This window comes from Paenibacillus lycopersici, assembly GCF_010119935.1.
In the GTDB taxonomy this organism is placed as follows: Bacteria; Bacillota; Bacilli; order Paenibacillales; family Paenibacillaceae; genus Paenibacillus_Z; species Paenibacillus_Z lycopersici.
Genome location: NZ_CP048209.1, coordinates 2462916 through 2478325, shown reverse-complemented (window position 1 = coordinate 2478325; position 15410 = coordinate 2462916). Strand labels below are relative to the sequence as shown.

The 15410-nt window shown below is 57.8% G+C and carries 17 protein-coding genes; 1 reads left to right on the top strand and 16 read right to left on the bottom strand.

The window, feature by feature from the left end:
- Nucleotides 1-92 precede the first annotated feature (92 nt).
- Together GXP70_RS10765 and lspA are read right to left on the bottom strand one after the other, a co-directional pair.
- Nucleotides 93-1157, bottom strand: a complete 1065-nt coding sequence (locus GXP70_RS10765; protein ID WP_225442755.1) for an RluA family pseudouridine synthase — start codon at nucleotides 1155-1157, stop codon at nucleotides 93-95.
- Nucleotides 1099-1635 carry a signal peptidase II gene (lspA, locus tag GXP70_RS10760; protein WP_162356533.1) on the bottom strand — a complete coding sequence of 179 codons (537 nt, stop codon included), beginning with the start codon at nucleotides 1633-1635 and terminating at the stop codon, nucleotides 1099-1101. The genes GXP70_RS10765 and lspA overlap by 59 nt, the downstream gene beginning before the upstream one ends.
- Nucleotides 1636-1817: 182 nt before the next feature.
- Between lspA and GXP70_RS10755 the strand changes: the two genes are divergently transcribed.
- Entirely contained in the window at nucleotides 1818-2534 is a 717-nt protein-coding gene (locus GXP70_RS10755) for a TraR/DksA C4-type zinc finger protein (RefSeq protein WP_162356531.1), read from the top strand.
- A gap of 102 nt (nucleotides 2535-2636) precedes the next feature.
- Here the strand turns inward: GXP70_RS10755 and GXP70_RS10750 are convergent, their stop codons facing one another.
- The 14 genes from GXP70_RS10750 to GXP70_RS10685 form a co-directional block, all read right to left on the bottom strand.
- Nucleotides 2637-2942 (bottom strand): DUF5665 domain-containing protein, encoded by a 306-nt coding sequence (locus GXP70_RS10750; protein WP_404822352.1) that lies wholly within the window; start codon nucleotides 2940-2942, stop codon nucleotides 2637-2639.
- Nucleotides 2943-3091: 149 nt separating this feature from the next.
- Nucleotides 3092-6187 (bottom strand): isoleucine--tRNA ligase, encoded by a 3096-nt coding sequence (gene ileS, locus GXP70_RS10745; protein ID WP_162356529.1) that lies wholly within the window; start codon nucleotides 6185-6187, stop codon nucleotides 3092-3094.
- Nucleotides 6188-6782: 595 nt separating this feature from the next.
- A complete protein-coding gene (locus GXP70_RS10740; RefSeq protein WP_162356527.1) occupies nucleotides 6783-7274 on the bottom strand; it encodes a DivIVA domain-containing protein in 492 nt (163 codons plus the stop codon).
- A gap of 93 nt (nucleotides 7275-7367) precedes the next feature.
- Nucleotides 7368-8150 (bottom strand): YlmH family RNA-binding protein, encoded by a 783-nt coding sequence (locus GXP70_RS10735; protein ID WP_162356525.1) that lies wholly within the window; start codon nucleotides 8148-8150, stop codon nucleotides 7368-7370.
- Nucleotides 8147-8389 (bottom strand): YggT family protein, encoded by a 243-nt coding sequence (locus GXP70_RS10730; RefSeq protein ID WP_162356523.1) that lies wholly within the window; start codon nucleotides 8387-8389, stop codon nucleotides 8147-8149. The genes GXP70_RS10735 and GXP70_RS10730 overlap by 4 nt, the downstream gene beginning before the upstream one ends.
- Before the next feature lie 28 nt (nucleotides 8390-8417).
- Nucleotides 8418-8873, bottom strand: coding sequence for a cell division protein SepF (locus GXP70_RS10725; RefSeq protein WP_162360418.1), 456 nt, complete (start codon nucleotides 8871-8873; stop codon nucleotides 8418-8420).
- Nucleotides 8874-8928: 55 nt separating this feature from the next.
- A complete protein-coding gene (locus tag GXP70_RS10720) occupies nucleotides 8929-9651 on the bottom strand; it encodes a YggS family pyridoxal phosphate-dependent enzyme (protein WP_225442754.1) in 723 nt (240 codons plus the stop codon).
- A gap of 115 nt (nucleotides 9652-9766) precedes the next feature.
- Nucleotides 9767-10522 (bottom strand): peptidoglycan editing factor PgeF, encoded by a 756-nt coding sequence (gene pgeF / locus GXP70_RS10715; protein ID WP_318652422.1) that lies wholly within the window; start codon nucleotides 10520-10522, stop codon nucleotides 9767-9769.
- A 192-nt stretch (nucleotides 10523-10714) separates the two neighbouring features.
- Nucleotides 10715-10990, bottom strand: coding sequence for a YlmC/YmxH family sporulation protein (locus tag GXP70_RS10710; RefSeq protein ID WP_162356518.1), 276 nt, complete (start codon nucleotides 10988-10990; stop codon nucleotides 10715-10717).
- A gap of 227 nt (nucleotides 10991-11217) precedes the next feature.
- Nucleotides 11218-12000 carry an RNA polymerase sporulation sigma factor SigG gene (gene sigG / locus GXP70_RS10705; RefSeq protein ID WP_090573745.1) on the bottom strand — a complete coding sequence of 261 codons (783 nt, stop codon included), beginning with the start codon at nucleotides 11998-12000 and terminating at the stop codon, nucleotides 11218-11220.
- 155 nt (nucleotides 12001-12155) lie between these two features.
- Nucleotides 12156-13385: a hypothetical protein gene (locus tag GXP70_RS10700; protein ID WP_162356517.1), complete on the bottom strand. Its 1230-nt coding sequence runs from the start codon at nucleotides 13383-13385 to the stop codon at nucleotides 12156-12158.
- Between the two features lie 94 nt (nucleotides 13386-13479).
- Nucleotides 13480-14319 carry a hypothetical protein gene (locus tag GXP70_RS10695; RefSeq protein ID WP_162356515.1) on the bottom strand — a complete coding sequence of 280 codons (840 nt, stop codon included), beginning with the start codon at nucleotides 14317-14319 and terminating at the stop codon, nucleotides 13480-13482.
- A complete protein-coding gene (locus GXP70_RS10690) occupies nucleotides 14316-15005 on the bottom strand; it encodes an ATP-binding cassette domain-containing protein (RefSeq protein ID WP_162356513.1) in 690 nt (229 codons plus the stop codon). The genes GXP70_RS10695 and GXP70_RS10690 overlap by 4 nt, the downstream gene beginning before the upstream one ends.
- Nucleotides 14992-15399 (bottom strand): GntR family transcriptional regulator, encoded by a 408-nt coding sequence (locus tag GXP70_RS10685; RefSeq protein ID WP_162356511.1) that lies wholly within the window; start codon nucleotides 15397-15399, stop codon nucleotides 14992-14994. Before GXP70_RS10685 ends, GXP70_RS10690 begins: the two co-directional genes overlap by 14 nt.
- Nucleotides 15400-15410: the final 11 nt, after the last annotated feature.

The window sequence follows — 15410 nt, the reverse complement described above, 5'->3', positions numbered from 1 at the left end:
CCATCATAGCGTAATGATAGCCGCCGGCCACATAAAGTAATTAGCGAAAAGTTTGCACTTTTTTCGTGTTTCGCGCCTGCCCGGACGCCGCGTCAGCGCTGCCTCAGAATCATCAATTCATGTTCCATGTCGGCCGGAATCGGCGCCTGGAATTCCAGATACTCGCCGCTCCTCGGATGCACGAATCCAAGCACGGCCGCATGAAGCGCCTGCCCCTTGAGGCCGATCGTCTTGTTCCGTCCGTAGACCGGATCGCCGGCCAGCGGATGCTCGATATATTTCATGTGCACGCGGATCTGGTGCGTGCGCCCGGTTTCCAGCTGCAGCTCCAGCAGCGTGTAATCGCCGAAGCGCTCCACGACCTGAAAATGCGTGACCGCTTCCTTGCTGCCCTTGTGAATGACCGTGAACAGCTTGCGGTCCTGCGGGTCGCGGCCGATCGGCGCATCCACCGTGCCGTTCTCGTGCGGCATATTGCCGTGAACGAGCGCCATGTATTTGCGCGTGACGGTGTGCGCCTTCAGCTGCGCCGCGAGCGAGGCGTGCGCCATGTCGTTCTTGGCGGCCATGATCAGACCTGACGTGTCCTTGTCGATCCGGTGAACGATGCCCGGGCGCATAACGCCGTTAATGCCCGACAGGTCGGTGCAGTGATGCATCAGCGCATTGACCAGCGTTCCAGAGTAATGTCCCGGCGCCGGATGGACGACCATGCCTCGCGGCTTGTCGATGACGATGACGTCGCCGTCCTCGTAGACGACGTCCAGCGGGATGTCCTGCGGCTCGATGTGCGCTTCCTCCGGATCCGGCACAATAACCGTGACCACATCGGCCACGGCTAGTTTGTAATTCGCTTTGGCAATGCGGCCGTTCACGAGCACCGCGCCGTTCTTGATCCATTCCTGCACTTGCGTGCGCGATACGCCGGCCGTCAGGTCCGCCGGCCCGGGACGGTTGGTTCCTTCATTGCTCCGGCCTGCATCCGCCTGCTCGTGCAAGCTGCCCGCAGCCTCAGCTTCGATGCATTCGGTCGTATACTTATCCAGCCGTTCGCCGGCTTGCGCTTCTTCGATCGTGAAGATCATCGGATCCTGATCCTCACTGAATAAATTGATGTCCGGATTCTTCCGTTCCGTTTCGTTGTTGTCCTTTTTCATTCGAATTCGAATCTCCGTTCTCTTTCTTGGATGTCAGCAGCGCATCCAGCAGAATCAAGGCTACACCGACGCAAATGCCGGAGTCCGCCAAATTAAATATCGGGAATACGTAACTGCCGAACGTAAATTGCAGAAAATCGACGACTTGTCCGTACAGCGCGCGGTCGATAAAATTGCCGACAGCGCCGCCCAGTACGAGACCGAGTCCCGAAAGCAGCAGCACTTTGCCGGAATGGCGGTTCTTCCTCATATACCAAACGATGCCGCACACAACGACCAGCGTAATCAACAGAAACAGGATACGTTTCTCCTGCAGAATGCTGAATGCCGCGCCCTTGTTCCGGATAGAGGTAAGGATAAAGAAATTTCCGATGACTTGCTTGGTTTCGTACAATGCCAAATTATGCTCTACCCATTTCTTGCTTAAGAAATCGACAACCAAAACGAAAACAGCCAGCCAATAATAGTAAAATTTCACGGCATTAGCCCCCTTATCCCCCACATTGTAGCATACTCAATCTGCATTCGACCAGTGATATCGGGCTTCTCCCTGCCAGTGTATCCATGATTGCCCGCCTCTAAAAACGGCCGCCGCTGCAAAAGATAATGGCACACCATCAACGCCCCATTCCGTATCGACGAAAGAAGGTTGATCTTCCGATGACGAATCTGACGAATGCCCAGCTTCGCAGTCTCCGCAGCCGGCTGATCGTGGAGAAAGCGGCCGCCGAGCAGCGCCTTGCCAGCAGCGAGCATTACGGCCTGGACGCCTCGCTGCGCGACGAATCCGGCGATTTGTCCGCCTACGATAACCATCCCGCGGATGCGGCTACCGAAACCTACGAACGCGGCAAAGATCTTGCCTTGCACGAGCAGGAGGAGCTCCATCTGAACCGGATCAACGCCGCGCTTGCCGCCATGGAGGAAGGCCGCTACGGGCAATGCCTGACATGCGGCGAACCGATCCCGCTCGCCAGGCTGCAGGCGCTGCCGGATTCGCTATATTGCGTGGCGCATTCGCCAAGGCAGGAGGTCTCCGACCGCCGGCCTGCCGAAGAGTCCTTCATGCGGCCGCCGTTCGGCCGTACGAGCATGGACGACCACGAAGACGGCTACAACGGCTTCGACGGGGAGGATGCTTGGCAAATCGTCGAAAGCTGGGGCAACTCCGATTCCCCGGCCATGTCCGAGAACCGCGATGTCACTTCCTATGACGAAATCGGCATTGAAGCCGACGAAGCCGACGGCTACGTGGAATCGTTCGAGAGCTTCGTGGCCACCGACATTACGGGCAGCCACCGCTATATCGTGCGCAATCGCACCTATAACGATTACATGGAGCAAGATGAAGGCGATCATTCGCTCGAACGCGATTAATGCGTAATGCGGCTGCAAGCCGCGATCGCTCGCGTAATTGCCGCTCTGGCGCTGCCGCGATTGCTCGATCGCTTGCCGTAATTGCCCCCCCCTGGCGGCGGTCTAGTAGGTCTTGCCTTCCAGCTGATGCTGCACGATTCGGACGATATCCGCGATATAGTCGCCGATGATCGGCAAATTCAGCGCGCCGAGCAGCTGAAGGATATACAGAATCGTAGAGGCGAATATCGTAAACCCGATCGCGATGCCGACGCCGCGCGACAGTCCGCCGAGAACGTTCCGCCACATAAGCGAGAACGGGCGGTTGAGCAGCTGCACGTAATCCGCGATCTGCGTGCGTTCCATTTGCGCCGTCAGCTTCTGCAGCCGCTTCTCCAGCGCGTCGAGCGAATTGCGAAGACGCTTCATGTCATCCTGATTTTCCGTCATCATCGCTGTCCATTCCTTAATTTCTTGTATTGCAAACGCAACGAAGCCCATGCAGCGAACCGGTCAAGCGGCAAGAGCCGCCTGCCCGATTCGCCATGGGCGTTCGTTCGTTTGCTGCTATGCAGTTACTATGCCCCCAAGATCGCGATTCCAACCTCGCGATCGCCGAGCGACACGTTCTCCATTTCGGCCTCCGTGCCGTATTCCACGCTGCTGAGCAGCACGTTCTCGAACAGTACGTCCTTGAACGCGTCAAGCGCGGCGCGCAGCTCGGCATCGACGTTCAAGAGAAGCTTCACGCGCTGCTCGATCGGCAGGTCCAGCTTCTTGCGCGTGTCCTGCACGGCGCGGATCACTTCGCGCACCAAGCCCTCCTGCTCCAATTCCGGCGTGATGTCCGTATTGATCGCGACGGTCAGCTGATAGCCCGACGCGGATGCGAAACCGGATTTCGCCTGCTTCTCCACCAGCAATTCGTCCAACGGAATGACGAAGCTGTCGCCTTCAAGCGACGTGTAAGCCAGTTCGCCCGCCTTGACGATCGCGCTCGTCTCGTCCGGCAACAGCGATTTCAGGTACGTCTGGATCGGGCCGACGTGCTTGCCGTACTTCTTGCCGGCGATCTTCAGGTTCAGCTTGAACGTGAAGTCGACGAAGCCGCTGTCCCCGCTTGCGATCGTGATCGACTTGACATTGATCTCGTCCTTGATGATGTCTTCGTACGGCGTCAAGTCGAATTCGTTGTCCAGCGCCACGATCAGCTCGCCGAGCGGCTGGCGCGTCTTGATGCCGGTCTCGTTGCGGACGTTGCGCGCAAGCTCGACGATCTGTCTCGCCGTCTCCATGTCGCGCTCCAGCGTCTCGTCGATCGCCGCTTCGTCGGCTTTCGGATAATCGGCCAAGTGCACGCTGCTTCCGTCGCCAAGGTTCGTATAGACGTCTTCCGCCAGCATCGGCGCGAACGGCGCGATCAGGCGCGCCAGCGTTAGCAGGACGGAACGAAGCGTGCCGTACGCATCCAGCTTGTCGTCCGTCAGGCCGCTGCCCCAGAACCGGTCGCGGGAACGGCGGATGTACCAGTTGCTGAGCTCATCCACGAAGCCCTCGATGCTTTTGGCCGCGTTCAGGAAGTCGTACGTCGACAGGCTCTTGTTCACGCTCGACGTCAAGCTGTTCAGACGCGACACGATCCAGCGGTCCAGCTTACTTGCGGATACGCGGGCCGGCTGCGATGACGGATCGTATCCGTCGATGGACGCATACAGCGCGAAGAACGCATGCGTATTGACGATCGTATCGATGACCTTGGACTTCGCTTCGCCGACGATGCCGCGCGAGAAGCGCTTGCTGTTCCACGGCGCGCTGTCGGCAAGCAGCGCCCAACGGAAGGCGTCGGTGCCGTACTCGTTGATGATTTCCCACGGGTCGATGACGTTGCCCTTGGATTTGGACATCTTCTGGCCGTTCTCGTCCAGGATATGCCCCGTCGAGATGACCGCTTTATACGGCGCTTTGCCGTTATACAGCGTCGATACCGCCAAGAGGCTGAAGAACCAGCCGCGGGTCTGGTCGATGCCTTCGCAGATGATATCGGCCGGATATTGCTCGGCGAATGTCTGCTGCTTCTCGAACGGCTGATGGTACTGCGCGAACGGCATGGAGCCGCTGTCGAACCAGACGTCGACGACTTCGGACGTGCGCGTCATCACGCCGCCTTCGCAGTGCGGGCAATGAAGCTTCACGTCGTCCACGTAAGGCTTGTGCAGCTCGATGTCGACCGAGATCGGCGTCACGGAACGCGCAGCCAGGTCGGCCCGGCTGCCCGGCGCATGCTGTCCGCCGCATTTGTCGCAAATCCATACGTTCAGCGGCGTGCCCCAATACCGGTTGCGGCTGATGTTCCAGTCAACGAGATCCTCGAGAAACTTGCCAAAGCGGCCCTCGCGGATATGTCCCGGATACCAATCGACTTGGCTGTTGTTCGCGATCAGCTGGTCTTTGACGGCCGTCGTCTCGATGAACCAGCTGTCGGTCGCGTAGTAGATGAGCGGCGTTTTGCAGCGCCAGCAGAACGGGTAGCTGTGCTCGTAACGCTCCTTGGAGAACAGCAGGCCGCGCTCGCTCAGCATTTTCACGATATCGACGTCGCATTCTTTGACGAAGCGTCCGGCAAGATCCGTAACGGCATCGACATACCGGCCGGCATTGTCGACGATGCTCAGGAAGCTGACGCCATTCTGACGGGCGACCTTATAGTCGTCGTCGCCGTGCGCGGGCGCGATATGAACGATACCGGTACCGCTCGCGTCGCTGACGAAATCGCCCGGGATGATGTAATGGCCGTTCTCGACCGACACATAGCGGAACGGCGGTTCATAGCGCAGGTTCAGTAGCTCCGAGCCCTTCAGCATGGACTGTACCTCGTAGTCGCCTTTCATCACGCTCTCGACGAGCGCTTCCGCCACGATGTACGTCTCGCCGTCTTTGCGTACGCGCGCGTACGTCAAGTTCGGATTGACCGCCAGCGCCGCGTTCGCCGGAAGCGTCCAAGGCGTCGTCGTCCATGCGAGCACGAATTCATTGCTGCCTTGCAGCTTGAACTTCACCGTCGCGCTGAGATCCTTGACGTCCTCGTACCCTTGCGCCACCTCGTGCGAGCTGAGCGTCGTTTGGCAGCACGGGCAGTACGGGCTGACCCGGTGGCCGCGGTACAGCAAGCCTTTGCCATGGATCGAAGACAGGATATGCCATACGCTCTCGATGTAATCATTGTTCAGCGTGATGTACGGATCGTCCAGATTCGTCCAGTAACCGATCGCTTCCGTCAATTCGCGCCATTGGCGCTCGTATTCGAAAACGCTGTTCTTGCATTTGGTGATGAAAGCTTCGATGCCGTAATTCTCGATTTCCTGCTTGCCGGAGATGCCGAGCTGCTTCTCTACGCCGAGCTCGACGGGCAGGCCGTGCGTATCCCATCCTGCCTTACGGACGACGCGGTAGCCGTCCATCGTCTTGTACCGGCAGATGAAGTCCTTGATCACGCGACCAAGCACATGCCCGATATGCGGCGCGCCGTTCGCTGTCGGCGGACCTTCGTAGAAGACGAAGTTCGGCTTGCCCTCCCTGTTGTCGATGGACTGCCGGAACGTGCCGTCCGCTCTCCATTTGTCCAATACCCGCAAATCGCGGCTTCTCGCTTTCTCTTTCACATCAATACGCTGCATCTGCGCCCCGTCCTTTCTTCTTCTGGAAATAAAAAAAGCCCCGCCCCTGTAAAGGGACGAGACTCGGCTCGCGTTACCACCCTTGTTCCGATTCGTTCGAGCCGTGCGTCTCCCGTAATGCAAGAGAGCAAACACGGCGCCGTGCAACCCTGATCATCAGCTTCACCGACCCTGCACGCGAACGTCGTTCGCCGCGCGGGCTTGCTTCCAGCTGCTCGGGTATGCCGCTTGAACCGGCACCTTCGTCACGGATGCGCTACTGCCATCCGCGTTCCTCGTAACGGTGGAAATCCGACGATGCTTACTGCTTGCGAATAACCGCCCTGGCCGCGAACTTCGTTCGCCCTTGTCATGAACTGCGTTCACTACTCGGGCCTGCGTCCGGCATGCTCGGGCATGCTTCCTGCAAGGTTCTGCATCGCTTCTCGGAGAGGATATTCCGCAATCGTCCGCACGCCGGCTCTCAGCAACCGCCGGCTCTCTGGGGAGCATTCCACTGCGTACTCGTTCTCGTCAACGAAATGTTTGTATGCTTACTAGCATTATTACCATTTATACGTCATATCCAAACATTTGTCAAACCGGCCGAGCCCAATTAATTGCGAACGTCGCTGGCGACCGCAGGCGGGCCTTCCAGGGTATCCCAGCCTTCTTGCGAAAGCAATTCCAGCTGCGCTTCCACGAGCGTCCGGAACCGGGCCCGGTAGATGGAAGCCTGCTTCTTCAGCTCTTCGACTTCAAGCGCGACTTTGCGGGATTTATTGAGCGAATCGTTAATGATCCGATCCGCGTTCTTCTCCGCTTCCTTCACGATCAGCTGCGCTTCCTTCTTGGCGTTGTTGCGGACTTCATCGGCCGCTTCCTGCGCCACGATGATCGTCTTGCTGAGCGTCTCTTCGATATTCGCGAAGTGGTTCAGCTTCTCCTGAAGAGCCAGCGCCTGGTTCTGGATCTCCTTGTTCTCGCGAATGAGCGCTTCGTAGTCTTTAATGACCTGATCGAGGAACTCGTTCACTTCATCTTCATCATACCCGCGAAGTCGTCTGCCAAATTCCTTGTTATGTATGTCCAATGGCGTTAACGGCATTGGCGCACCTCCTGAATGTTTACAAGTCTCACGGGCGGATCACCCTATTGTTCATTCTGAATTCGACAGATGAAGCCATATTCCTGCAAAGGGCTAGATAATTTTACCGATTCGGACGCGCATCCTGCCTTTTTTCGTAACGCCGTCGACGGCAAGCACCTTGAATCGCCCGAGCCCCTGCATGGATACGACGTCGCCTTCCTTAAGCGGCGCGGAAGGATCCTCTTCGACCTTCCAGTTAATGCGGCATCTTCCGGCCCGGATCGGATCGACGATCTTCGTCCGGCTGATGCGGTGCACGTCGCTCGCGATGCCGTCCAGACGCAAAGAAGCCACCGACAGGTTCATCTCCTCCATCGCCGGAACGGCGGGACGCAGCTGCTCCAACGGAAGAATTTCCGTAAGGACATGAACGCGGTGGACTTGGCGCAAGTGGATGTTGATATAATCGGCGATCTCCTCGGCGACGAGACAATGGCAGCGATCCTCATGCACATGAAGATCGCCGATCCGGTCCCGCTTGATGCCGAGTCCCAGCAGCGCGCCCAGGTAATCGCCATGCTCAAGCTCCAAATGCCCTTGCGTGCCGCCGGTCACTTCGATCAGCGCGATGCGGGCCGGCTCGTCGTCCAGCTGCCGGTAATCCGGCGCGATGATCGCCCTTGCCCGCTCCGCTTCCTCATAACCGCCGAACAGCCGGACTTGCGCATCCGGGCTGCGGTTCGCGAGGGATACGACGATCTCGGCCTGCCGGGGATCAAGGAAGTCCGTCAGCTTCATTTCGTGCGCGTAAGCGGCACGGTCGATCCATTCCGACGCGCGGTCCACGAACGGCCGCTCGTCAGGATGGAAATGGACGTGAATGTCGTTCTTCATACGAACATCTCTACGATCGCGACCAAGCCGCGGGCGACGAAGCGAAGAGCGAAGAGCGCCACGATCGGCGAAATATCGATCACGCCGCCGATGGCCGGGATGAACCTGCGGAACGGCGCCAGATAAGGTTCGACCAGCTTGCCGAGAAGTTCGCCGATAAAGCTGTCGCGCAGTCCGGGCAGCCACGAAAGCAGCACGTACGCGATTATCATATACTGGTAAATACTAGCGAGATCCATTATTAAATTTTCAGCACGCAACGCACGATCACCTCATTTTTTTGTATTCTTGCTCCTCTGTCAGCATTTCTGTAATCGCGCCTTGAATTTCAACCGTATCCGGCGTGCATAGAAATATATTAGGACCCAGCTTCGAGATGCCCCCGTTCAGGGCATAGATCGTGCCGCTGAGGAAATCTACGATCCTCACGGCCTGGTCCGAGCGCACGCGCTGCAAGTTGACGACGACCGACCGGCGGGACCGGAGATGGTCCGCAATCTCCTGCGCCTCTTCATAGGAACGCGGCTCGTTCAGGATGACGCGAACTTGCTTCTGCGAATGAATGCTGACGATATTGTTGTTGCCCTTCGAAGAAGGTTTACGTGCTTCGAAGGGAGAAGTTTCAACTTCTTGCTCGTCATGCGCATCGACGCGTTCGCGCTCGACGACTTCTTCCTCCTCTTGCAGCCCGAGAAAACTCATGAACTTGTTCATCATGCGTATCGCCTTCTTTCGTTTATGATAGCATCCCTTGCCTTGCGGCGTATCTCGGCCGCAATCAGCTCTTGCCTACCAGTACGGTTCCGAGTCTGAGCCAGGTGGCTCCTTCCTCGACGGCGATTTCGAAATCTCCCGACATGCCCATCGATAAGCCCGCGACAGGCTCGGGCAGGACGGCTTTGCCGTTCAGTTCGTCGCGCAGCTCGCGCAGTCCGCGAAACACGGGACGCGTCTGCTCGCCTTCGGCATCGATCGGCGCCATCGTCATCAAGCCGACGGGCTTGATATGGCGGAGTGCCGACAATTCCGCCGCGAACGGCACGAGCGCTTCCGGCGCGAGTCCGTGCTTGCTCGCTTCTCCCGATACGTTCACCTGCAGGAAGCAGGGAACGACAAGGCCGAGCTGCTCGGCTCTGCGTTCGATCGCTTGCGCCAGCGACAACCGGTCCAGCGAATGAATATATGTAAATTTCCCGATGACGTCCTTCACCTTGTTCGTCTGCAGCGATCCGATAAAATGCCAGACGGCTTGTCCCGCAGGCGCTTGTTCCAGGCTGCGGTCCCAGCCGCTGCCCGTGATCGCGTTCCACTTGTCAGCGGCGTCCTGCCAGCGGTTCTCGCCCATGTGCGTCAGCCCGTGGCGCAGCACGTTCTGCGTCTGCTCGATGCCGACATATTTCGTGACCGCGATGAGCCCGATGTCCGACCGGTTCCGGCCGCTTCTGGCGCATGCATCCGCAAGGCGCCGCTCTACTTCTTCCATCCGTTGTTCCAAGGTCACCGCGTTCGAATCTCCTTCGCTTGCCATACACGGGAGTACAAGCTTCTCCATATAACCGCTTATCACTCGCCGGTATGAAACTTACGGCGCCGCCATGTGGACGGCGACGGCCGTTTCACCTTATGCCGATCCAGCTGACCATTCTGCCCGTAGCCCCGCCCTCCATCCGGTGGGAGAAGAACAGGCTGGTCGAGCAGCCGGTACACCATTCTGAACATTCGATACGGCTCGGCAAAATTCCTGCTTTTATCATAATCTGTCGGTTCAATTCTTTCAAGTTTATCCTGGCCCTGCCTTCGCCGGTCGGGACGGCGAGGCCGCTCTCGTCAAGCCGCATGTCCCGGATAAGAGGAATTACCCGCTCCAGCACGACTTCATTCACTTCGTAGCAGCAGAGGCCGATCGACGGCCCGATCGACGCATGCATATCCGACGGCTTGCAGCCGAAGCTGACGGCCATCGCCTCGACCGTCTTGCGGGCGATCTCCAGGACGGTCCCTTTCCACCCCGCGTGCGCGAGCCCGACGGCGCCCTTCGCCGGATCGAAGAAATAGAGCGGCACGCAGTCCGCGTAGAACGACGTCAGCAGCACGTTGCGCTCCGTCGTGATCATCGCATCGGCGTCGCCGACGGACGAGCCGCGGCTTTCCCGGCCCTTGCCGCGGTCCTCCGCGCCGACGACCGTTACGCGGTCGCCGTGCACCTGCTCGGCGCAGGTCCACGCCTCGAACGGCCAGCCGAGCGCCTCGGCGATCCGCCTGCGGTTGCGGACGACGTCCTCATTCGCGTCGCCGACGTGCAGGCCGCAGTTGAGCGTTCCCCACGGCGCTTCGCTGCAGCCGCCCTCCCTGCCGGTAAACCCGGCCGTCATCCCGGGATAACGCTCCGTCCACGGGCGCAATAAAAAAAGCGAAGGCCCCTTCGCTTCAAGTTCAGGTTCATGTCGTTGGACAAATGGTTCCATGTATCGGCTCACCTCTGCCTATAGTGTACCATGCCGGCCGCTATCCTTGCGAGCGTATGCGGCGCATGAGTCCCGCAAGCAAGCGGCCGGCAAACCGGTCTAGCGGACGCCGACGTCGTCCTCCTCCACCCGGTATACTTTCGCGTCATCGATCCGGACGAGCACGACGTCCGTACCGATCTTCACGATATTCCGCCATGGAATCACGACATCCGTCCCGCTTCCGAACATGCCGAAGAACCGGGAATGGCTCGGAACGACGATGGAATCGATCCGGCCTTGGCGCAAATCAAGCTCCAGGTCGCTGATTTGCCCCAGCTTGCGGCCGTCGACGATATTGATGACATCCTTCGTTTGGAAATCGGAAATTTTCATTTTACCGCTCACCACGCTTCCGGGAAGACTGATCCTCATTCAGCTGGCGGAAGGCCGAACGCGAAGCCCGCGCTTCGAACGCCGGCCGCTCCGCCCAAACAGGTCTATAGATACTATATGTGCGGAATGGGCAAAATGTCCTGCTTGGCAGGAATTATCCCGCTCCGCCGTGTCTGAAGACATGAAAAAACGGCGCGGGGGCGCCGTTAAGGTTTGATTGCAGGAGATCAGGTTTTGACGTGCTTCTGCATTTGCTGAATGGCCGATTTCTCGAGCCGGGACACTTGCGCTTGCGAGATGCCGATTTCGTCGGCGACCTCCATTTGCGTCTTGCCTTCGAAGAAACGCATGGAGAGAATCATTTTCTCGCGTTCGTTCAATTTGTGCATCGCTTCCCGGAGGGCGATTTCCTCGATCCAGGAGACGTCCTTGTTCTTGTCGTCGCTGATTTGATCCATGACGTAGATCGGATCGCCGCCGTCGTGATAGATCGGCTCGAACAGCGAAACCGGATCTTGAATGGCATCGAGCGCGAAGACGACGTCCTCCTTCGGCACGTTCAGCGCCTCGGAGATTTCGAAAATCGTCGGCTCCCGCGAATTTTTGTTCGTCAGGCTGTCCCGAACCTGCAGCGCCTTGTACGCGATATCGCGCAGGCTGCGGGAGACGCGGATCGGGTTGTTATCCCGGAGGTAACGGCGGATCTCGCCGATAATCATCGGAACCGCATAGGTTGAAAACTTCACATTCTGGCTGAGATCGAAATTGTCGATTGCTTTCATGAGGCCGATGCAGCCGACTTGGAAGAGATCGTCGACGAATTCCCCGCGATTGTTAAACCGTTGAATCACGCTTAGCACTAGCCTCAAGTTGCCATTGACTAATTTCTCTCTTGCTGCCCATTCGTTTTGCGTTTGCAATGCCGTGAACAGCTCGCGCATTTCGGCATTCGTGAGGACGGGCAGTTTAGCGGTATCCACTCCACAGATCTCGACTTTATTTCGGGTCAACGTGATTACCTCCCAAGGAGAAACATTAATGTTCAGTATCTCCTCGGACCCCCAATTTATTCCCGGCGGAGCAGAAGATCATGACCGCGGGGATAAGCATAAATCGGCGCAAAAAACAAGCCTCCGGCAGTTGTCCGGAGGCTTGGCGGGAAGCGTTACTGCTTAAGGTAAAAGTTGAACACGACGAGCGCTTTCAAGTGCTCCTTCTGCTGTTCCGCCGTGCCGTCGACCGTAAGCTGGCCTTGATACACGACTTTCCCATCGTTCGCATTGGCAATCAGAACCTCGCTCTTCTCCATCTCGCGATGGAACAGATAGAGCCGGTCGCCGTAGACGAATTTGTTCACCGAATCATTGCCCTGAAGCTTCATCGGAATATCATACTTCCCGGCATCGGCTCCGCTGCCCAAGTCGTAGAATTGAACATGCGCATGATCAGGCAGGACGGACAGCTTCATCAGCTTGCCGCCGAGCAAATGCAGCTCGTCCGAGCCGTCGGTCTTGACGTCTCCGGGAAGGGGCGCAAGCTTACCGGTACGATAGTCCAGCACGGAATAGTCCGTCGCGAGCATCTGCTCGTTCCAATTGCCGTTCTCGTCCTTGCTTACGAGCACCGTGTTCTTGCCGAGGATTCGGTAATCCGAGGGCGATGCGACATTCATATCGTTATCCAATACCGCGTAATGCTCCTCTTTGCCTGCAGCCTTCGCGGCATCCGCCGTAATCATCTCGTCGTTCGCGATTCCTTCCTTGTCCAGGTCGACCGTCAGCAGATGAATTTCCGTCATCAGGCTTCCGCTCCTCAGGTCGTTAACCTTCGTCGACAACGTAACCAGCAGCTTCAATTGGCCGCCGGCGAACTGAATGTCGTCAACGTTCAGGTACGAATACTGCTGCTTGCCCGGCATGATCGCATCGAAGCGTTTGTTCTTGCCCGTCTTCAAATCCTGCGCATAAATCGAAATCTCATAGTGTGACAGATGCGTCGCGGCGTCTCTCGGTCCCTGCTCGGCCAACGCGTAGACAAGCCGGTCCCGATCCGCGTAGAATCCGCTGTAGCTATTCTTGCCGCGCATAAATCCGCGATGATCGTTCAGCAATTTGGACAGGTCCGGATTCCGGAAATGATCGTTGTCCCGGATTTGCGCGATCATCGATTTATTCCGGTCGTATTCGGTGCCGTCCGCGCCGATGCTCACGTTATTATATACATAGCTAGTCGGCCTGGTCTGTCCGTCGAATACGAGATTGCCCGCTTCCTTCGCGTCGCCCGCAACCGTCTGGAGCCGATACTCCGGCAAGCCTCTCGACGCTCCGGCATAATACGTTCCGATGCCGGCAGCCATAAAGACCGGCAGCAGAATCGAAAACCAATATCTCTTCATCGCCCTGTGTCCTCCTAAATGTTTTGCGATCGCACCGCGCGGCCGGAGGTGCCGGCAAGAGCAGCAATGCTTGCGCGTGCTTCGAACGCATTCGCTATACCGAAACCTTCCTCGTAATCAACCGCAAGCCGAGCCATACCGTAACCGCCCCGACGATGACGCCGAGCGCCGTTTCAATGAAGAACAGCTCGCTGTCATAGAAATAGTTGACGGTGAGATGTCCCGGCAGCCAGAGCGGTATCGTCATGAACAAACAGATGGCGACCATATAGATGGCCGCGGCGAGGATGCCCCTCAGCCGGTAGCTTCGCTCCAGCAGCACGGCCGTGAAGCAGATGAGCACCGCGATCGTTCCTGTGCCGTAATAAACGACGAAATCCGTAAAGGTCGGCGGAATCAGCACCGACAAGAGACGATTGTACTGCACCGCGTCATAAATGCTGCTCCCCGCGAACAGTTCGTCGCCGCCAACCGCTGCGAACAGGCTTCGTTCAAGCGGCAGCAGCATGATCTGGAACGCCACGAGCGAGGATACGAAGACGAGAATGGCTGTCAGCTTGGCGAAGTAGATGTTGCCGCGCGCGGTCGGAATCGTGAGCAGCCGGTAGATGAAGGCGTTCTTCCCGAACCACTCCTTGTACCAGATCAAGAAGATGTACAGTGCGATCCCCCCGATGCACAGCGCGATCGGCGCGTACATCCATAGGCCGGCGCGGCCGATCATTTGGGTAAACGGCAATTTGCCGTTGGTCTGCACGTAAGCCGCAATCGTGCTCTTGGAGAGCTCGACATGATCATTGACCTGACCGATATACTTGTGGGTCTCGTAGGCAATGCCCGCGCATTGCAGCAAAGCCGTGATCAGCGCCAATGCCGCCAGGAGCTTCCATAACCGCGTCACTTCCCAATGGACGAGCTTCAAATAGCGGTTCATCCGTTATACACCTCTCTCAACACGTCGATGACTGACTTGCCTTCTTCCATCCGAACGGCTTCGGTCTGGAATTCCCTGCGGACGACGCCGTTGTCGAGCAGCACGACCTTATCGATCAGATGCTCGATATCGCCGATCTCATGGGTGGTCACGATGACGCCGCGATCCTCGATCAAGTGGCTCGTGAACACGGACGCGATCAGCTCCCGGCTGAAAATGTCGATGCCCGAGAACGGTTCGTCCATCAAGACGTAGTCCGTATCGAGCGCCAGGCCGAGCAGCAGGTTCAGCTTCGCCGTGTTCCCCTTGGACAGCTCGCCGACCTTGTCGGTGCCGTTCAGCTTGAAAAAGGTTTTCAGTTCGTCGGCGCGCTGCGAGTTCCAGCTGGCGTAGTAATCCTTCATGAACCGGATGCAGCCGTCGACCGTCATGCCGGACGGCATCGAGATCGCATCGGGAACGAACGTGACCGACTCGTAGGAGCGGCTCGATATCGGCTGACCGTCGATCAGAATGCTGCCGCCCGCGACGGGCGTCAGGCCCATGATCGCTTTGAGCACCGTCGATTTGCCGACGCCGTTAATGCCGATCAGGCAAGTGATCTGGCCTTTCTCCGCCGTAAAGGTAACGTCCTTCAGCACTTGCTTGCGGCCGTATTTCTTGCGTATATGCTTAACCTCGATCATCGCCGCTTCCCTCCCTGGCCTGTTTGCCGTAGCTGTCTTCGATCCGGTCCTTCACGATGGCGAGCAGCTCGTCGACCGGGACTTGTATGTTCTGAATGCTGGCGACGAACGCATCGACCGCGTCGGCGATCAGCTCGCCCCGAATCGCTTGCAGCACCCGTTCATCCGACGTAATGCGGCTTGGGGAATTCCCTTCCGTAACGATCAATCCTTGTTCCTCCATTTCCTTGTATGCCTTCTGCGCCGTATTGGGGTTGATATGCATCGTTCCCGCCAGTTCCCTCCGAGAAGGAATGACTTGCCCTTTCGCGAACCGTCCGGCGACGATCTCTTCCTTGAAATGTCGGACGACCTGCAGATAGACGGGGTCGCGATTGTTGAATTTCACTTCCAATAGATATTCCC